The sequence below is a fragment of the Veillonella parvula genome (assembly GCF_018366295.1).
GTDB classification, from domain to species: domain Bacteria; phylum Bacillota; class Negativicutes; order Veillonellales; family Veillonellaceae; genus Veillonella; species Veillonella parvula_P.
The window spans coordinates 37,803-58,007 of the sequence record NZ_JAGZIJ010000007.1 but is presented as its reverse complement, the minus strand read 5'-3'; the positions used below and the strand labels follow the sequence as shown (position 1 = coordinate 58,007).

The 20,205-nt window shown below is 37.3% G+C and carries 19 protein-coding genes; 16 read left to right on the top strand and 3 right to left on the bottom strand.

Annotation, left to right across the window (positions count from 1 at the left end; translation table 11 throughout):
• Positions 1–147 precede the first annotated feature (147 nt).
• From KHY58_RS07220 to dcuC, 8 genes are all read left to right on the top strand, one after another.
• On the top strand, positions 148–1,332 hold the full coding sequence (locus KHY58_RS07220; RefSeq protein ID WP_278472724.1) for a M20 metallopeptidase family protein: 1,185 nt from the start codon (positions 148–150) through the stop codon (positions 1,330–1,332).
• A gap of 31 nt (positions 1,333–1,363) precedes the next feature.
• Positions 1,364–2,374 (top strand): ornithine carbamoyltransferase, encoded by a 1,011-nt coding sequence (gene argF / locus KHY58_RS07215; RefSeq protein ID WP_278472722.1) that lies wholly within the window; start codon positions 1,364–1,366, stop codon positions 2,372–2,374.
• A gap of 110 nt (positions 2,375–2,484) precedes the next feature.
• A complete protein-coding gene (argC, locus tag KHY58_RS07210; protein WP_278472721.1) occupies positions 2,485–3,435 on the top strand; it encodes an N-acetyl-gamma-glutamyl-phosphate reductase in 951 nt (316 codons plus the stop codon).
• A 10-nt stretch (positions 3,436–3,445) separates the two neighbouring features.
• Positions 3,446–4,303 carry an acetylglutamate kinase gene (gene argB / locus KHY58_RS07205; protein ID WP_278472719.1) on the top strand — a complete coding sequence of 286 codons (858 nt, stop codon included), beginning with the start codon at positions 3,446–3,448 and terminating at the stop codon, positions 4,301–4,303.
• Positions 4,304–4,388: 85 nt separating this feature from the next.
• Positions 4,389–5,576 carry an aspartate aminotransferase family protein gene (locus KHY58_RS07200; RefSeq protein WP_278472716.1) on the top strand — a complete coding sequence of 396 codons (1,188 nt, stop codon included), beginning with the start codon at positions 4,389–4,391 and terminating at the stop codon, positions 5,574–5,576.
• A 137-nt stretch (positions 5,577–5,713) separates the two neighbouring features.
• Positions 5,714–5,896 carry a hypothetical protein gene (locus KHY58_RS07195; RefSeq protein ID WP_004696604.1) on the top strand — a complete coding sequence of 61 codons (183 nt, stop codon included), beginning with the start codon at positions 5,714–5,716 and terminating at the stop codon, positions 5,894–5,896.
• Positions 5,897–6,088: 192 nt separating this feature from the next.
• A complete protein-coding gene (locus tag KHY58_RS07190) occupies positions 6,089–7,267 on the top strand; it encodes a M20 metallopeptidase family protein (RefSeq protein WP_278472715.1) in 1,179 nt (392 codons plus the stop codon).
• Between the two features lie 21 nt (positions 7,268–7,288).
• The gene (dcuC, locus tag KHY58_RS07185) at positions 7,289–8,644 is read left to right on the top strand and encodes a C4-dicarboxylate transporter DcuC (RefSeq protein WP_278472713.1); all 1,356 of its coding nucleotides are present in this window, start codon (positions 7,289–7,291) and stop codon (positions 8,642–8,644) included.
• Between the two features lie 174 nt (positions 8,645–8,818).
• Here dcuC and KHY58_RS07180 read toward each other — a convergent pair whose 3' ends face one another.
• From KHY58_RS07180 to KHY58_RS07170, 3 genes are read right to left on the bottom strand one after another with little or no spacing between them, the layout of a single operon-like run.
• Positions 8,819–9,382, bottom strand: a complete 564-nt coding sequence (locus tag KHY58_RS07180) for a DUF4125 family protein (RefSeq protein ID WP_118091397.1) — start codon at positions 9,380–9,382, stop codon at positions 8,819–8,821.
• Between the two features lie 10 nt (positions 9,383–9,392).
• Complete coding sequence (locus tag KHY58_RS07175) at positions 9,393–11,099, bottom strand: DUF4037 domain-containing protein (protein ID WP_118091396.1); 1,707 nt, start codon at positions 11,097–11,099, stop codon at positions 9,393–9,395.
• A gap of 8 nt (positions 11,100–11,107) precedes the next feature.
• The gene (locus tag KHY58_RS07170) at positions 11,108–11,644 is read right to left on the bottom strand and encodes a hypothetical protein (protein ID WP_118091395.1); all 537 of its coding nucleotides are present in this window, start codon (positions 11,642–11,644) and stop codon (positions 11,108–11,110) included.
• Positions 11,645–11,989: 345 nt separating this feature from the next.
• Between KHY58_RS07170 and KHY58_RS07165 the strand changes: the two genes are divergently transcribed.
• From KHY58_RS07165 to KHY58_RS07130, 8 genes are all read left to right on the top strand, one after another.
• A complete protein-coding gene (locus tag KHY58_RS07165) occupies positions 11,990–14,539 on the top strand; it encodes a glycyl radical protein (protein WP_278472709.1) in 2,550 nt (849 codons plus the stop codon).
• 26 nt (positions 14,540–14,565) lie between these two features.
• Positions 14,566–15,486, top strand: a complete 921-nt coding sequence (locus tag KHY58_RS07160; RefSeq protein WP_118091393.1) for a glycyl-radical enzyme activating protein — start codon at positions 14,566–14,568, stop codon at positions 15,484–15,486.
• Between the two features lie 8 nt (positions 15,487–15,494).
• Entirely contained in the window at positions 15,495–16,265 is a 771-nt protein-coding gene (gene pduB / locus KHY58_RS07155) for a propanediol utilization microcompartment protein PduB (RefSeq protein ID WP_038123786.1), read from the top strand.
• A gap of 30 nt (positions 16,266–16,295) precedes the next feature.
• A complete protein-coding gene (gene pduA / locus KHY58_RS07150; RefSeq protein WP_038123785.1) occupies positions 16,296–16,577 on the top strand; it encodes a propanediol utilization microcompartment protein PduA in 282 nt (93 codons plus the stop codon).
• 57 nt (positions 16,578–16,634) lie between these two features.
• Positions 16,635–17,168: a hypothetical protein gene (locus tag KHY58_RS07145; RefSeq protein ID WP_118091392.1), complete on the top strand. Its 534-nt coding sequence runs from the start codon at positions 16,635–16,637 to the stop codon at positions 17,166–17,168.
• A 22-nt stretch (positions 17,169–17,190) separates the two neighbouring features.
• Positions 17,191–17,454 (top strand): EutN/CcmL family microcompartment protein, encoded by a 264-nt coding sequence (locus KHY58_RS07140; RefSeq protein ID WP_038123770.1) that lies wholly within the window; start codon positions 17,191–17,193, stop codon positions 17,452–17,454.
• 13 nt (positions 17,455–17,467) lie between these two features.
• Entirely contained in the window at positions 17,468–18,790 is a 1,323-nt protein-coding gene (locus KHY58_RS07135; protein ID WP_278472703.1) for an aldehyde dehydrogenase, read from the top strand.
• Positions 18,791–18,901: 111 nt separating this feature from the next.
• Entirely contained in the window at positions 18,902–20,203 is a 1,302-nt protein-coding gene (locus KHY58_RS07130) for a PocR ligand-binding domain-containing protein (RefSeq protein ID WP_118091390.1), read from the top strand.
• Positions 20,204–20,205 lie beyond the last annotated feature (2 nt).

Below are 20,205 nucleotides of genomic sequence, written 5' to 3'. Positions count from 1 at the left end.
TGATTTACAATATAACAAATAAAAATACGAAAAATACGTATAAAAACTTGCTTATTATAAAATGTAGTATTATAATACGTACATAGGTTATAAAAATACGCTAAATATGTATAAAATATGCATATAGTGTATAAAGGAGATAGAGTAATGAATGCATTACAAGACTTAATAAAAACTTATGCCTCCCAATATAAAGAACAGGTTGTGGAATGGCGTCGACATATTCATAGTCATCCAGAATTGTCGGGTGAAGAAAAAAATACATCTTTATTTATTCAAAAGGTGCTTGGTGAACTAGGAATCCCTTTTGTAAACGATGTTTCTGATTATGCTGTTATCGGTAAAATCGAAGGGGTTCAACCTGGATCAGTTATTGCGTTGCGTGCCGATATAGATGCGTTGCCAATTCATGAAACTACAGGCTTGCCATTTGCATCACAAAACGATGGTGTTATGCATGCTTGTGGTCATGATAGCCACATGGCAATCTTGCTTGGTGCAGCAGCGATTTTACAGTCTATTAAAGATCAATTGCACGGCACTGTAAAGCTTGTATTCCAGCCTTCCGAAGAGGAAGCGTTATTCCCAGGAGCACAAGGTATTGTAGATAGCGGTATCCTTGATGACGTAGATGAAATATATGGACTTCATGTATGGCCACAATTACCCGTTGGCACTGTAGGTCTAAAAAAAGGTAATTTGATGGCTGCATCAGACCACTTCCTTGTACATATTAAGGGCAAATCAACCCATGGTGCGGAGCCTCACAATGGGGTTGATGCTATTGTGGCCGCAGCGAACTGGATTGTAAATGTGGAGTCCATGGTCGCTCGTGAAACTAACCCGATGGAAAATCTTGTATGCACAATTGGAGTGATTAATGGTGGTGACCGATACAATGTGGGCTGTGGCGATGTGTATCTTGAAGGTACTTGTCGTACCTATGAACCAGAGAAACGTGATTATATTGAGCGACGATTAGGTGAAAGTTTACAGGCCCTCGATGTGTTGTTTAAAACGGAAAGTACTTTGGATTATAAAAGGGGACATGGTGCAACTATCAATAATCCAGAGGCCATTGATTATGCCACATCCATTGTAGAGAAATATCTTGGTAAAGATGCAGTGGTACATCCTGAATTCCCATCAATGGCGGCAGAGGACTTCTCCGCCTATCTAAGTAAAATTAAAGGCGCTTTCCTTTGGTTAGGCACTGGCTTTGAAGGCAATCCGGCTTTGCATAATGCAGCTTTCACCATCGATGAAAGCATCCTCGAACCTGGTATAACAATGATGGCAGCTATTGCCGCCGAATATTTACAAGAAAAGTAGTTAAACACATAGTTTGAAATAAGAGGTTATCATGAAAAGTTTACAACATACATCATTTAAAACAATGCTTCAATATACACCAGAGGAAATTAAATACTTTTTAGATTTAGCAGCTAAATTAAAAGCAGATAAAAAAGCTGGTAAGGAAATTAAAACATTAGAAGGTAAAAACTTTGTTCTAATTTTTGAAAAAGACTCAACACGGACCCGCTGTGCTTTTGAGGTAGGGGCAGCTGACCAAGGTGCTTTTACAACATATCTTGGTCCTACAGGTTCTCAAATGAATAAGAAAGAATCCTTAAAGGACACGGCTCGTGTTCTCGGTTCCATGTATGATGCCATCGAGTTTAGAGGCTTTGACCAAAAGGACGTAGATATATTGGAGGAATACTCTGGTGTGCCGGTTTGGAATGGGCTTACCGATATGGATCATCCTACACAAACATTAGCCAATTTCTTAACACTTCAAGAAAATATCGACAAACCGTTGAATGAAATTTCTTTTGCCTATGTAGGTCATGGTCAATCTAATATGTGCAATGCCTTGATGAGTGGTGCCGTTAAAATGGGGATGGATTTCAGACTTATTGGTCCTAAACAATACTGGCCAGCTGGTCCATTCTACGAAGAGTGCTTAAAAGTGGCTAAAGAAACAGGTGCTACTATTACTTGTACAGATGATGTAGCTGAAGGTGTTAAAGGCTTAGATGTCATTTACACTGGTGTGTGGGTAACGATGGGCGATACTTACGATATGTGGGAGGAACATATCAATACATTTAAACCATTCCAAGTAAATGCAGAAATGATGGCATTGACAGGCAATCCCAATACTAAGTTTTGTCACTGTTTACCTGCGTTCCACAACACAGAAACACAAGTAGGTAAAGATATTTATGAACGGTTTGGCATGAATGGCATTGAGGTAACCGAAGAGGTATTCGAAGGGCCAAACTCATTGGCGTTCCAAGAAGCAGAAAATCGTCTTCACACGATTAAAGCAGTTATGGTTGCTACCTTTGAAGATTATCCATTGAAATAAATTCATCTTCCTAAATGGTGATGTATGGTATAGTTTGTTTTCTATTTATATTGGATAAAGGGCTATATAAATAGGTGTGAGTCACCAATAGGTGAGAATTGAGGTTTATTATGACACCCCATAGAGTATTTATTGTCGGTCATGAAGGCACAACGGGTCTTAGAATTCATGAACGATTATCCGATCGAAAAGATATAGAACTCTTAGCGACTGCTGATGAGGATCGCAAAAATGTAGAGGCCATTAAAGTGGTTGCAAAAAAGGCAGACATCGTATTTCTTTGCTTACCTGATGCGGCATCTAAAGATATTATGGCGGTTATCGGTGACTTGCCGTGCAAGGTAATTGATACATCTACCGCTTTTAGAACTGATTCTGATTGGGCTTATGGTTTTCCAGAACTTGGTATTAATTATAAGACAGCTATTGCTACTAAAAAACATATTGCAAATCCTGGCTGTCATGCGAGTGGTATGATAGCTTGTATAGCGCCTCTTGTAAAAGCAGGGCTCGTGCCAGCGGATTATCCTTTCACTATTACATCCTTAACAGGCTATAGCGGTGGTGGTAAGAAGATGATTGGCCAATATGAAAGTAGTCCTAAGGACTATTTCCTTTGTGCTCCACGTCAATATGGGCTTGGTCAAGAACATAAACATTTATCCGAAGTACAACATGTATGCGGCCTTAGTGAAGCTCCAATTTTTATGCCAATTGTTGATGATTACTACTCTGGAATGGAGGTTACTGTAGGTATTCATAGTCGTTTATGTCATAAACCTGTTTGTATTGATAAGGTACAACAAACGTTAGAATACTTTTACAAAGATAGTACAATCGTTACGGTTGCACCATTTACTGAAAATAGCAATAGCGGTATGTTAAACGCTAATCAATTGAGCAATACGGACAGTATGAAAATCTATGTCACTGGTAACGATGAACGCATCATGGTTCACGCCATTTTCGATAATTTAGGTAAAGGTGCATCGGGTGCCGCCGTTCAATGTATGAATATTGCATTGGGGTTACCAGAGGATACTGGTTTAGTATTAGGTTAGAGAGGAATCTATGAAGAATGTAACAAATGCAATGCGGGCGCATATCTTAACGGCGGCCGTTCCATATATAAAACAATACACAGATCAGTACGTTGTCGTTAAATACGGTGGTAATGCCATGGTGGATAAAGAGTTAAAGAAATCTGTCATGAAGGATTTACTATTACTTCAATTAGTGGGGGTAAAAGTAGTCCTCGTTCATGGTGGTGGTCCAGCTATTAATAGCACCTTAGAGGCGATGCAGATTGAATCACATTTTGCTAATGGATTACGCGTTACCGATGAAGCAACGATGGATGTTGTACAAATGGTGCTAGCCGGCAAGGTGAATAAAGGGCTCGTGGCGGATTTAACAGATCTTGGTGGCAAAGCTGTTGGACTTTGTGGCGTAGATGGCAACATGATTCAAGTTCATAAACAAAACGAAGAACTTGGGTATGTAGGTTATATTGATACCATTGATACGAGTATTATCCATGACGTAATTAGCCGTGGCTATATTCCGGTTATTTCTTCTATCGGCATGGGAGCCGATGGCAAGACCTACAATATTAATGCGGATACGGTAGCCGCGAAAATTGCAGGTGCCCTCAAGGCGGAAACTATGGTGGCTATGACCAATATTGATGGTGTATTGCGAGATGTGCATGATCCAGATTCTTTAATTTCTAAAATTACGATGGCCGAGGCCGCTCAGTTAAAAGTGGATGGTGTCATTGCAGGCGGTATGATTCCAAAGGTAGATTGCTGCTTAGAGGCCATAGAAGCTGGGGCACAAAAGGTATTTATCATCAATGGTGAAATTCCACATGCCATTCTTATCGAGTTATTAACCGATGAAGGCCTTGGCACCATGTTTGTTGCTTAATATAGTAAACATAATACTGGTAATCATCTATTGGGTATCTTTTACATAGATAGACGACGGCATGACCGTACATTTGGAGGATATAATGAGTAATGCAATCGATTTTGAACAACAAGATAAAGAATATATAGCCAATACGTATGGTCGGTTCAACGTATGCTTTGAAAAAGGAAAAGGTTCTCTCTTGTGGGACGTAGATGGTAAAGAGTACATCGACCTTGGTTCTGGTATTGGCGTAACCGCTTTTGGCGTTGATGATGATGAGTGGACTGAGGCTGTTACTAAGCAGTCTCATGCATTGAATCATATTTCTAATTTATACTATTCCTTGCCACAAATTGAGCTAGCGAAACAGCTCTGTGCGAAAACGGGGATGAAAAAGGTATTTTTTTCTAACTCTGGTGCGGAGTCTAACGAATGTGCGATTAAGGCAGCGCGTAAATATAGCCATGACAAATATGGCGAAGGGCGTCATATAATTGTTACCTTAGTCAATAGTTTCCACGGTCGTACTATTACCACCTTGTCTGCGACAGGACAAGATGTATTCCATCAACATTTCTTCCCATTTACGGAAGGCTTTATTCATACCCCAGCCAATGATATTGATGCGGCTTTGAAAGCCCTTGCTAATCCAGCTATTTGTGCCATCATGATGGAACCTATTCAAGGTGAAGGTGGTGTTATGCCATTAGATAAGGAGTTTGTCCAAAGCGTAACAAAATATGCTCATGAACACGATCAACTGGTACTCATCGATGAGGTACAAACTGGTAATGGTCGGACTGGCAGCTTATATGCATACCAACAATTTGGTATCGAACCAGATGTGGTATCTACTGCAAAAGGTTTGGCTGGAGGGCTACCCATGGGTGCCACCTTATTTAATGAAAAGATGCAATATGTATTAAATGCTGGTGCTCATGCTACTACTTTTGGAGGTAATCCAATCTGCGCGGCTGCAGGTAATACCATTATTAGCCGGTTAACTCCTGAACTCCTTGACTCTGTAAAAGCAAAAGGGGAATATGTAAAGGATAACTTAACTGGTAAAACTGGCGTTCTTGGTGTTAGCGGTATGGGCCTCATGCTTGGCATTGAAACTACGGTTGATGCTAAAGCCGTTATAGTTAAATGTCTTGAAAAAGGCGTAGTATGCTTATCTGCTAAAAATAAAGTGCGTCTTTTACCAGCTCTTAATATTCCGCAAGAACAATTAGAAAAAGCTATTGCTATTTTAGCTGACGTGATTGAAGAATTAGCGGCACAGTAAGATTTTGTTTAACTTTCATAAATATTGTTTACTATAGTTATGTAACATTGAACTATGGAAATAAACCGATGATTATATAGACTTTACTCCGTATTCGTGTTACCCTAAAAGAAACAGTCTATATTGGAGGAGTAAATATGAATACAGAATCCTTACGTAATGAAGTATTGGTTCCAGCGGTAGCAAAAACGTTGGACATTGCAGCTAAAGCAAAACCTACAAAAGAAGAAATTATCACAACGGCGAAAATCACCGCTGCTGTGACAGTTGCAACAGCTGTTGTATCCTTAGCGGTACAAGCAGTATTGCGCAACCGATAAGAAACTGAGAAAACGACATGGCGCGCTGCCTGTCGTTTTCTTTTACTTTTACCATGTTATTCCCCTAAATAAGGGGTTTTTCTTGGCGCATGTAGGTTGTGTATTTATAAATTCGGAGACTGTTTAATCGTTATATATTAGCGATGCATATTGAGATGCAATTGATATATTGATATTAGAGGAGGCGATACGATGCATAGTCGCGATTTAATAGAGCAATATAAAGGCTACGTTCAAAATTGGCGTAGATATTTTCATAAACATCCTGAGCTCAGCAATGAAGAGTTTGAAACGACAAAGACACTCGCTAAAGAACTAGAATCAATGGGCGTAGAGGTTCATGTAGATACAGAACGTGGTATCGGTTTAATCGGCATTATCCATGGTTCTAAGCCGGGAAAGGCTATCGCGTTGCGCGCCGACATCGATGCACTGCCTGTTCATGAACATAATGCAGTGGACTATAAATCAGAAGTAGAAGGCAAAATGCACGCTTGCGGACATGATGGACATATGGCTATTTTATTAGGTGCGGCTAAGATGCTAATGTCTATGAAAGACCGTATTGAAGGCGATGTGTATTTAGCATTCCAACCTGCGGAAGAAACTGGAGCAGGGGCTCCGGATTTCATTAAATTTGGCGATTGGTATGATAAGGTAGATGCTATTTTTGGAGGACATGTGTGGATCGATTTGCCAGCGGGACTCATATCTGTCGAAGAGGGTCCTCGTATGGCTGCCAGTAGCCAGATTACTATTAATGTAAAAGGCAAACAAGGTCATGGTGCACAGCCTCATCAAGCGATTGATGCAATTGTGGTGGCTAGTGCCATCGTTATGAACTTACAAACAGTAGTTTCTCGCAATGTGAGTGCCCTTGATTCCGTCGTTGTTACGATTGGCAATATTCATTCTGGCTCAGAATGGAATGTCATCCCTGGGGAAGCTTCCCTAGGCGGTACAGTTCGTTTCTTTGATCCAAACCAAGAACAATATATTATCGATACTATTCGCCGCATTGTAGAACACACTGCAGAGGCCTATGGAGCGACTGCTACATTAGAATATGTAAAAAAAGTGCCCCCTACTATTAATGATCCTGAATCCAGTGAACTGGCAGAACGTGTTGTTATTGATACATTAGGTAAGGACAAGCTTTCTAAGATGCGTAAAGTCATGCCTGGAGAAGATTTTGCCTGGTATTTACAAGATAAACAGGGATGCTTTGCCTTTATTGGTATTCAAAACCCTGATGTAGAAGCTACATACGATCATCATAATAATAGATTTAATATGGATGATACTGTATTATCTGCCGCATCTGCGGTATATGCTGAATATGCAATTCAGTGGTTAAAAGAACATAACTAAAATTCTATGTAAGAGGTACTTATGAATATAGTTATATGTCTCATTATTATTGCTATAACAGGCATATTATTGATGAAGCGCTATCAACCTCAACCTATTTTGATTGGCTTGGGAATTCTCATGATGTTCATCGCTTATGAAGGAAAATGGATTGATGCCATATTAGTTGATGATCAATCTACAGGGGTTCTTATATTTGATGCCATGGATATCGTAAGAATAACGACATCTAATAATATAGTTAATCTGGGCCTTATGATTATGACTTGTGCAGGCTATGCAAAATATATGGAATATATTGGGGCAGGAACGCGACTGGCAGATACTTTTATCCGCCCTTTATATCGTCTTAATCGACCATATATTGTGTTAGCCCTTATGTTTTTACTTAATATGGGATTAGCTATTTGTGTTCCCAATCCTTTGAGTCTTGCTCTCCTCATGATGGTCACAATGTATCCTGTTTTAGTTCGATTAGGTGTAAGTCCTGTAGGGGCGGCTGCAGTTATTGCTACGGGACATCTTATGGATGTAGGACCTGGGGCGGTGTCTACTTTATTGATTGCAAAGGTATTAAATATTCCTGTGCCAAACTATTTTGTAGGCTATCAGTTGAGAATTTATTTCTTAGTTGCTATTGTGACTGCTATAGCGCACTTCTGGTGGCAGAGATATCGAGATCGAATTGATGGCCCTATGGATGTAAATGATCTTGAAAGCATTCCTAAAGCGCCTATTGGTCCCAAGCTATATATGATATTCCCATTATTACCCTTGTGTTTTATCTTAGGCTTTAGCCAGTATGGTTTTTCTGGTGTAAAGATGAATGTTACTCTTGCCATGATGCTTGCCTTTGGCATTGCTCTAATGGCAGAATTAATTCGTCATCGAAATTTGAGAACTGTACTTAAGAGCACCACAGTTTTCTTTGAAGGTATGGGGAATCAGTTCTCTTATGCAGTGACTCTTATTATAGGGGGGCAAATCTTTGCGCAAGGTTTGGTTAGCCTAGGCCTTATTGATTCGTTAGTTAGTGCACTTCAAACACTATCCTTAAACTCTATTGGACTTACCTCTGTTCTTGGAGGGGGGATGCTGGGACTTAGTATGGTTACAGGTAGTAACGTAGCACCATTATTTACGTTAGTTCCACTAGTACCTAATATTGTATCTAATCTTAGCCTAGATCCAATTACAACTATGTTGGGAATGCAAAATGGTGCAAGCTTAGGTTTATTCTTAAGTCCTATTAGTCCTGTAATGGTCGGTGTAGCAGGCGTGGCTCATATTAAATCGGTAGATTTACTTAGACGAACCTCGGTTCCTGTAATCGTAGCACTTATTACGAGCTGTTTAGGAATATGGATATTCTATTAATATCAATGAATAATATAATAAGGAATGTTATTTTGTAGGAATAACTTGTTGAATTAAAAATTTAATCTACTTGAATTAAAAAAGAAAACAGGCTCAATCTTAGTATTTCTAAGACCTAGCCTGTTTTCTTCATATTTATGAGAGGAAAATGGAATGGAAGCTATGTAATGTCATTTACGAGTGCAAGGCATTGAGATATTCTTTTACGGGGTTGATTCCATTTTTAGAACATTGTAAAAAGTGTGCTAAAATGTTTTCCAATGTGACCTCTGAATAGGACTGGAGCTCTCCTGTCATATAAGTTTCTACAGAGGTGTGGGTTTGGCTATTATTGATTGCTTCTATTGGCCTATGCTTTGTATCGAATCCTGGAATTTCCCGTTGTATATCTAATTCCCATTTCATATACAATGTCATAATCGCAGTAACTAATGAATGTTTTACTGTTGAAATGGGAGGTAGTTTATCTTGTATATTCAAGAATTCATCAGGATGTGTATAGGCCATCATATATCCATACTTAAAGGTGATGAGATTTTGACCTTTCATATGAGCTACTTCTAAGTCATGCAAGTAGGATTGCAAGACTGGAGAGGAGTACATAGACCAATAAGCATGGCGAGATATGATGAAGTTAGCCATTTGATCTTGGCATGCAGAACGTTGTCCTACATTTTGTGTCTTCGTAAATAGTGGCCATTCTTTTTGGATTATAGATATGATTAAATCATCTTTCATAATATATCTCCTATTTGACCCACGAGTCCTCTAATTTAAGGTCATCATCTTGAATTTGTTGCATAACTTCTTTAGCTTGATACGTTAAAAAGTCGATAGGACTAGTACTTAATGATTGACGTTGAAGTTCTTGAATAAGTGCATTACATAAAAGATCAATATGTCGTTTTGTATCGGTTAGAGGAGAATCTAAAAGGTCTGGTATTCCATATTTTACAGTATTTCCAAGTATAGGTAGAGCACAGGTATGTCGATAGAGCCATTTATAAAATGGAGCATATGACTTATTTAATAGATGAACTATCAACATATAGTGTTGGGTGAATTTAGTTCGAGCAAGATGAGCTGCTACCGTATCATTACGTTCTATCATACGTAGTAAATTGTATTGTCCTGATTGAGCAAGTTGATTGAGTTCATAAGCGATTTTTCTAATCCTAATATCCTCAGGATAATAAGAGAGCAATCGTTGACGTATAGTTGTAAACGTACCTAAATTATCTACAAATACTTCTCCATTAGTTGCTGTACACAATAGGTCTTGTGGTACACGACGATATTCACTTGGACTTTGTGGGCCTTCTGGATATAGTGTGTAGCGCTTATAAAAGTGTGAAATACTTTCTATTTGTATTTGTCCGTGGGCGTAGTTTGTAAAATAAGATAATAGATTGTCTTTGCTTGATTTATATATATCATCTGGTAAAAAGAGTTGGCACCGTTTTGTAAAATCATGATCTTCTGAAAGCATATCATCGTAGCCAAGACATTCCGATCCTGTTCCCACTAATGCTAAGCAGAGAAATGGACAGATATCTGGCATGTTTAACTCTAAATCTTGTGCCACATAATGGGCTAATTCGCGACCTAATTGGAGCCCAGTTTTACGAGTTGGTTTGGATTTCTGCTGTAATGTTTCAATTAAATCCTTTACATAGTCTAAATTTTGTTGTACCGATTGATAGGCTTGACTATCTATACCATAGTTGTGTTTTACAATCGGTAAAGCTTCACGATATAACTGAAGTGCTTTGTCGTAGTGGTGTTGATTTATTTCATAGTCTGCACGATTATTCAATACTGCTGCATACATAGGATGACTCGTACCTACTTCTCGCTGTAGTATATAAGCTGCTTTATCTAAATATATCTCTGGAGATAGTCCGTTATAGTCTTTGATATGTTTGCTAATTTCATATAAATTATTATAACTAATAGCAAGAGGTACTTGGTATTCTGTAGTTTCTAGCAGTTCTACCGCTTCTAATTGTAGTTTATGAGCAATGTCATAATTATTAGTGTTTTGGTATAGAAGTGCTAAGTTGTTTAGTAATCCAATATATGCGTAAGATGTATCCTCTAGAGATTGAAATATTTCTTTTGCTTTTAATAGATATGATTCTGCTTCGTAATATAATTTTTTTTCTCTATATGTATTACCAAGATTTATTAAAATTGTGGCATATGTTTGCTGGGAATAGGACTTATTTTTTTGGAGAATCTTAAGTGATTCCTCAATAGCAGTAATCGCTTCGTCATATCGGCCAACATTACGTAAAGAGCCACCATATTCATTTAAAATTTCAATAAGTTTTTTGTCATTCTTTTCTTGACGACACAAGTGAATTGCTTTTTCTAGATATTCAATCATACCTTGTTCATTACCTTGTCGCCATAAAGCATGAGCTTGTTGTAATAAGAATTGTATAGACTCCATAGAACCTCCTATAAGAGTGAAAGCAATTCTGGGGATGGATCTGAAATTGTTGCGTGACTCACAATATCTTTTGGATATAATTGAGGCAATTGGCTTTCAATTGTTTTTAAATCAGTATAGGATGCTGCAATGGAAATAATACTTTTACCACATAGTCCGATACCGATTTGTATATGTAATAAATCTACTTGATGATGCCAAGCTAAATAATTTGCTAAATGAAAAGCGGATACAGATGTAGTACATTCATAAATTCCCAAGTGAGTTACCTTGGGAATTATTTTTTTGTGTTGAAATACTGAAAGTACATCAGGATGAATGCCGGTGACAACCCGATATTGAATACAATCCTTGTGTTTTAATGTACATTCGATTTGTTTTACTATATCCGTATCTGCACCGAGTAAGAAAAATGCTTTACCAGGGCAAATACGATACTGTTTGACCAAAGAAATAGGATAATCTTTTAATAACTGATCTAACAGTGAATATCCTATAGCAATACGATTTGTTTCCCAAAGACAAAGATCTGTTTGCGATGCCATGGTAATCACCTCCTACCTATAATCATTTTCAGTATAAATAGAAAAAATAAATAGAACAATAGAGAAAAGCTTGAAGGTTCGATTATTACCTAAAATAGGTTTGTATATTACCACTCTGTAATATTTATTTATATACATTATATGTGTTACATGGAAAATAGTATTCTAGGAAAAAAGAGGTTTGAAATTTACAACAAAGATGACAAGAAAATCTTATGAGTATGCACGAATATTATGATAGGATTTTCTTAAGAAGTATGCTAGGTATTCTGAATTTGCATGAGGTGACACAGAAAACAGATGAATAGCATGATGGAGTATTTTACGTTGTTAGGAGGTTAGAAAATGCTAGAACGAGGATTTAGTAAACCCACAGAACGAATTGAGAAATTAAGACAAGTAATTATTGATGCAGTACCACAGGTAGAATCAGAACGTGCCGTTTTAATTACACAATCCTATAAGGAAACGGAAGGTCAACCTACTATTATTCGTCGTGCAAAGGCAGTTGAGAAAATCTTTAATGAGTTACCAATTACAATTCGAGATAATGAATTAGTAGTTGGGTCCATTACAGTTAATCCAAGATCTACTGAGATATGCCCAGAATTCTCTTATGATTGGGTAGAAAAAGAATTCCATACTATGCATAACCGTATGGCTGACCCATTTGAAATTTCTGAAAAGGTGCAACATGAATTACATGATGCATTTTTATACTGGGATGGAAAGACAACGAGTGCTTTAGCTGATTCCTATATGGAACCAGATACAAAAGCTTGTATTTCTAATGGAGTATTTACAGTTGGCAACTATTTCTACGGAGGCGTAGGTCACGTAAATGTAGATTATGGTAAAATCTTGAAAAAAGGTTTCCGTGGTATATTGGAAGAAACAATAACAGCTTTAAATGCGTTGGATGAAGATGATCCAAGTAGTATTAAGAAAAAACAATTCTATAATGCCGTTATTATTTCTTATAATGCAGCTATCCGGTTTGCACACCGTTATGCAGAAAAAGCTCGTGAATTAGCTTTAAAAACTTCTTGCCCAACTCGTAAAGCAGAATTAGAACAAATCGCAGCCAATTGTGATCGCGTTCCCGAATTTGGTGCTCGTAATTTCTGGGAAGCATGTCAATCTTTTTGGTTTATTCAAATTATGGTACAAATTGAATCAAATGGTCATTCAATTTCACCAGGCCGTTTTGACCAATATATGTATCCATACTTGAAAGACGATTCAATTGACCGTGTTAAAGCACAAGAACTGGTAGATTGTATTTGGGTTAAGTTAAATGATATTAATAAAACACGTGATGAAGTTTCCGCACAAGCATTTGCTGGCTACGCAGTATTCCAAAACCTTTGCGTAGGTGGTCAAGATGAAGAAGGTAAGGATGCTACAAATGAAGTATCCTACATGTGTATGGAAGCCGTAGCACATGTACGTTTGCCTGCACCATCGTTTTCAGTTCGTGTACATCAAAATTCTCCAATGGAATTTTTATATCGAGCATGTGAAGTTTCCCGTTTAGGATATGGTGTACCAGCATTCTATAATGACGAAGTTATTATTCTAGCATTAGTATCTCGTGGTGTAGCCTTAAAGGATGCGCGAGATTACTGCATTATCGGCTGCGTAGAACCGCAAGCGGGCCATCGTACAGAAGGTTGGCATGATGCTGCATTCTTCAATATTGCTAAAGTTCTTGAAATTACACTTAATAATGGTCGTTGTAAAGGAAAACAATTGGGACCAAAAACTGGTGAGCTAGAAGAGTTAGATAGCATGGAAAAAATTCTTGCAGCTTATCAAAAACAAATGGAATACTTTGTTCGCCATTTAGCTAAAGCTGATAATGCAGTTGACTATGCACATATGGAACGTGCTCCTTTACCATTTATGTCAGCTATGATTGATGATTGTATCAAACGCGGTAAATCTTGCCAAGAAGGCGGTGCAATCTATAACTTTACAGGACCTCAAGCATTTGGTATTGCTGATGCTGGTGACTCTTTATATGCTATTCAAAAGAATGTATTTGAAGATAAACGTATTACATTAAAAGATTTACGTGGTGCTTTGGAAGCTAACTTTGGGTATAGTGATGCAGCAGCACCTATTTGTACTCCATCTATTTCTGAAGCTACTTTAGATGAAGCTCAAATTTATGAAGCTGTCAAGAAAATCTTATCTTCTACAGGATCCATTGATATTGCTACATTAGAATCTCATTTAAAACAAGGGGCAGGCACAAGCTGTGGCTGTAAATCTCAATCTGATCCAAGTAAATATGCGACAATTCACAATATCTTAAAGAACACAGATTCCTTTGGTAATGATATTGAAGAAGTTGATGAACTTGCATATCGTTGCGGCAAAATCTACTGTAATGAAGTTGATAAGTATATGAACCCTCGTGGCGGTCAATTCCAAGCTGGTATTTACCCAGTATCTGCAAACGTTTTATTTGGTAAAGACGTAGCAGCCTTACCAGATGGTCGCTTAGCAACAGAACCATTGGCAGATGGTGTATCACCTCGACAAGGTAATGATGTTAATGGCCCAACAGCGGCATCTAACTCTGTTGCAAAATTAGACCATGCACAAGCATCGAATGGTACATTATATAATCAAAAATTCACTCCTGCAGCCGTTAGTGGCGAACAAGGCTTGAAAAACTTCGTATCCATTATTAAGAGTTTCTTTGATAAAAAAGGTAGTCATGTTCAATTTAACGTAGTTGATAAACAAACATTAATTAATGCACAGGAACATCCTGAAGATAACCAAGATTTGATTGTTCGTGTAGCAGGTTATAGTGCTCACTTCGTTACATTGGCAAAAGAAGTACAAGATGACATCATTAATCGTACAGAACATAATATGTAGGTGCATATATTAAAGGATAAGTTTGTATGGAATCAGTAGATTATAGTGTACAAGGCACTGTATTTGATATTCAACGCTTTTCCATTCATGATGGGCCGGGAATTAGGACAATCGTTTTTCTAAAAGGCTGTCCATTGCGGTGTAAATGGTGTTCTAACCCAGAATCGCAACAATATTATCCTGAGGTATTGTATCGAAAACAACTTTGTATTGGATGTAAGGCATGTCAAGCGGTATGTCCAAAACAGGCTATTGCTGATAGCAATCCTTATTGGGTCGATCGTACGCTCTGTGATAATTGTGCAGAGTGTACGATAGTCTGTCCTACAAGTGCACTTTCTATGAAAGGTAAGTTGATGACTGTAGAGGAAGTAGTGAAAGAGCTTCGTAAAGATGCGACACAATATTTTCGTTCTAATGGTGGTATCACCTTATCTGGTGGAGAGGCTTTAACACAACCTTTATTTGCTAAAGAAATCTTTAAAGCTTGTAAAGCACAAGGTTGGCATACGGCAATAGAAACAGAAGGATACTATGATACAAAGATTGTAGAAGAAATTATGCCGTATATTGATTTAGTTCTATTGGATATAAAAAGCGTCAATCCAGAACAACATAAAAAGTTTACTGGTGTTGATAATGCAAAAATAAGAGAATCGGCAAAGGTTATACAATCGATAGCGAATACAACAGTGCGTGTTCCTACTATACCTGGGTTTAATGCAAGTGAAGATGATATACGAGGTATTGCGGAGTTTGTAAAAGAGAGTATGCCAAACGTGCATGAAGTACATTTGTTGCCATATCATAATTATGGTCAAGGAAAGTATGAACTCTTAGGACGAGAATATGAATTAGAAAAAACACCCAAAATTCCAGAAGAAGAAATGGAAAGGTACAAAAAAATTGTAGAATCAAAAGGTTTAACCTGTATTATTGGTGGCTAGGAGGTACTATGGATACAGCATTATTAGAAAAAGTGATGGGGCAGGTATCGGAAGAACTTGGTATTAAAAATCCTAAAGAAACAACAAAAACGTCTATAGGAGTAACTGAATTTGTCGGTACTGCAATAGGAGATACAATCGGTCTTGTAATAGCAAGTGTAGATCCATTATTAACAGAAACAATGGGACTGGGTGAATTTAAGTCTATCGGAATTATCGGTGGACGTATTGGTGCCGGTCCTCAGATTATGGCTGTAGATGATGCAATTAAAGCAACAAATACAGAAATTATTACAGTAGAGTTACCTAGAGATACTAAAGGTGGGGCTGGTCACGGTTCTCTTATCTATATTGGTGCGCATGATGTATCTGATGCACGTCGTGCAGTGGAAATTGCTTTAGAATCATTACCAAAGTATTTCGGTGATGTATATAGCAATGATGCAGGTCACCTCGAGTTCCAATATACAGCACGTGCTAGTTATTGTTTAGAATCTGTATTTAATACACCATTAGGAAAGTCTTTTGGTATGGTATGTGCAGGGCCTGCTGCTATTGGTACGGTTCTCGCCGATACAGCAGTTAAATCTGCAAATGTAGAAGTAGTATCATATTCATCTCCTAAAGCAGGAACAAGTTACTCAAATGAAGTTATTCTAACCTTCTCAGGGGATTCTGGAGCTGTAAGACAAGCTGTTAGAGCAGCTCGTGAGGTGGGAATAAAATTACTTGGTACATTAGGTGATGAACCTAAATCAAGTACTACTCCATATATTTAATAAACAGTTAGTAGAACATAGGAGGATATTATGATTTCAGATGCATTAGGAATGGTAGAAACAAAAGGTTTAGTTGGTGCCATTGAAGCAGCGGATGCTATGGTAAAAGCAGCAAATGTAAATTTAGTTGGTTATGAAAAAATTGGTTCTGGATTGGTAACTGTTATGGTTCGTGGTGACGTTGGTGCAGTTAAAGCTGCAGTAGATGCTGGTGCAGTAGCAGCACGTGCAGTAGGAGAAGTTGTTTCCTTACATGTTATTCCACGTCCTCATACTGATACAGAACGTATTCTTCCAACTCTTAAGGCATAAATATAGTGTGGCATATGAGGCTATATCCTTATATGCCACTACTTTAGAGGAGGCACTATGGAAGATAAAGACCTAACTAGGATCTTAGAAGACATGGTGGCACGTATTTTAGCAGAACAAAATGCAACAAAAAAGTTGCGTAAACTATATGTTGCTTTTGATGATATATGGCATCATGAAAACTATTCGTTAGCTAGCCAATTAATATCATATAAAGAACGACCTGTTTATGCACTTGTTGCTAAGCCTTGTGATTCTGAAATGGAGCGTAGAGTTAAGGAAGTATATCCTTTCCTTATGCTACATTCTTATGATGCAGAGCCGAATTTTACAGAGAATGATTGCGTGGTATTACCGTATATCCCACGAAATGACGTCATTCATATTGCATTGGGGTATAGTCAATCATATTTGTCAGAAGTTGTTAAAAGGGCTTTTGCACAAGGTGCAAGCGTATATGTTCTGCCTACGTCGATAGAGCCTTTATCAGGAAAAGAGCCAATTTCCTATCAAGAGATGGTACGTTCCTACTATAAACGTATATTTGAGTTAGGGATACAATACATAGACCATATTCGTTATATAAATTGAGTTTTATGAGATAGGAGTCAGCATGTATTTAGCAAAAGTTATTGGTAATGTAGTCGCTACTAAAAAGAGTGATACCCTTCTAGGATATAAATTAATGATTATACAACCGGTAGATGCATCGCTTTCACCAGCTCATAGAGAACAAGTGGCAGCCGATTTTGTAGGAGCTGGTGTAGGCGAATATGTACTAGTCGGTACAGGGTCTTCAGTACGGGTAGAAGAAAATCGAAAAGGTGCAACTATTGACTTGGCAATTATAGGTATTGTAGATTCTGTTGATATTTAACAAGGAGGTAAATATGGAAACCCAATGGGGGGTATTTTCCTCGGTTACACAAGTTGTAAGTGCCGCTAAAGAAGCATTTCATATGTATAGAAAAGTGAGTTTACGAGAAAGAAAACAGCTGATTCAAGCTATTCGAGAAGGCTTACGTGATTATACCCGTGAGTTTGCTACTCTTGCATGTACAGAAACAGGTATGGGAAAAGCAGAAGATAAGATTATTAAAATTAAACTTGCACTAGAGGAAACCCCAGGGCCTGAAGATTTACAAACTAATACGACACAAGGTGAAGGTGGTATGGTTTTTACAGAGCCGTTTCCATATGGTGTTGTATGTGCCATTCATCCTAGTACAAATCCATGCGAAACGCTTATTAATAACACGATAAGTATTTTATCAGCGGGTAATGTGGCAATACACTGTCCCCATCCTAGAGCGATGGGTGTATCAAAATATATAACTAAAATTATCAATCAAATTATAATGGATAAATTTGGTATATGTAATCTTGTTACAACAGTGGATTCTTGCTCATTAGCCTATATTAAAGAAATTATGAACCATCCTGATGTTGAATTAATACTTTCAACAGGTGGCTCTGATGCAGCAAGAAGTGCATTATCATGTGGGAAAAAAATAATTTCTGCAGGCCCAGCAAACCCAACATTTATTGTAGATGAAACTGCTGATATTGAAAAAGCCGCATATTGTATACATAAAGGTGCATCTTTTGATTATAATATAACTTGTATATCAGAAAAAAATGTAGTTGTTGTTCAAGATATATTACCTAAATTTAAAGAGGCTTTAGAACGTCTTAATGTGTACTATGTGGATTCTATTGGTGAAATGTTAAAGCTATCAAAGATTTTGTTAAATGAAGATTTGGAAGTAAATCGGTTATATGGTGGGAAATCTGCAGATACTATTTTAAAGGACGCAGGAATTTTAACTGATTGTTCTTATGATTTAATTGCTGTTGAAACGGTACGCATTCATCCATTTGTTACAAAGGAACTACTTGCTCCATTGATTGCCATTGTAAAAGCTAGAGATTTTGAATGTGCATTACAAATTGCTATTGAGGCTGAGCAAGGTTGCCATCATACAGCAGGTATACATTCTAGTAATTCTGAACGTTTAAGACGTGCAGCTAAGGAGTTTGAAACGGCCATTTTTGTGAAGAATGGTTGTTCTCTAGATGGCATCGGTATTTGTGGTGTAGGGTCGACGTCATTTACAATTGCAAATATTACAGGTGAAGGCGCTGTGACGGCAAAAGATTTGGTTCGTAAACGAAGATGCGTGTGTGTTGAAACATTAAGCTCATATGCATAAGCTTATGAAAGTTGGTTATGATAAATAATATTTGCATGATTTTTATGATTATCGTCGAATACTATATGTAGAGATATTTTGCATATCGTATGAGAAAGGTAGTAAAAACCAATGCCACGAAATCAATTCGAAGAACGTCAACAAGAGCAGTCCTGTTTAGATATCATGACAGTAATTGGATATGATCTACTTGAAGAGATACAGCAATCGGTTGCAGATGTAACTGGAATTGCTTTTGTTACAGTAGATTATAAAGGTGATGTATTAACTAAGACTACACATTTTTGTAAGTATTGTAAGAAAGTACGGAATAATCCAACATCATTGTTATTGTGTAAATTGTCAGATGCATCTGGAGCTATTATTGCTGCTACTAATAAGGAGGTAAGCATTTATATTTGTCCTTGTGGTCTTCTAGAAATTGCCATTCCTATTATTGTAGATGGTCAGTATTTAGGCGGCTTTATTGGAGGTCAAATTTTATGTGATGATGCGCCAGATACAATTGTTCGGTTAAGTAAAAATATGGTCCCTGGAGGACAAGATTTAATTGAACATGATGTATTGAAATCTACCTCTGAAGAGTTGGAAGATATCAAACGATATAGTTACAGTGAGGTTCTTTCCATTGCAAAGCTAGTAGAATTTATTATTAATCAACTAACAAATCATGAAATCGTATCAAATCGTAATAAGCAAAAAAATTTAAAACGTATTGATATATTGGAGTTAAAATTACAAGAGACAGAGGATAAGCTATATAGTTTACAAACTGAGTTAATGCAATGTAAACGGTATATTGATATTGTACGTAACTGCAAATTATTGGACATAATAGATAGTTTATCGATTTTAGAAGATGCTACCACAACTGAAGCTGCTATTTTGGATTATACACATACATTAGCTCTTCAGAATGATAGTTGGGCTGAAGCTACTATCAAAGAAGAGTGTTCGCGAATAGAAACTATGATAAATTTGCTCAATTATCGTGAAGATTGTCATGTGTCCTGGAAGATTAATGTAGATGAATCGATGTGGCATTGTATGGTACCAGCCTATAGTATATGGCAATATGTGCAACATATTATAGAGGTGGTTCAACAAGATGGGCATAGTGAAATTTCTATTATGTTACACACCATGGTTCAAGAAAATCGAGCCTCTATTATTTTAGACGATGATAAGCTTGAACTTGAATCGAGTGATTTAAAGTTACTACAAGATTTGATTCAGGAAAAGGATTCTATATCTTATGAAGCTATGTTAGAACAAAACATAGCTTCCGTAGTTAAGTCTATTATTGAGTTACAGAGGATGTTTATAACAAAATATGGCATATCTGCAAACATAGATTGTCATTATAAATCTTGTGGTGGCATGCAAGTAATACTTTCATATCCGTTAGAGTGAAT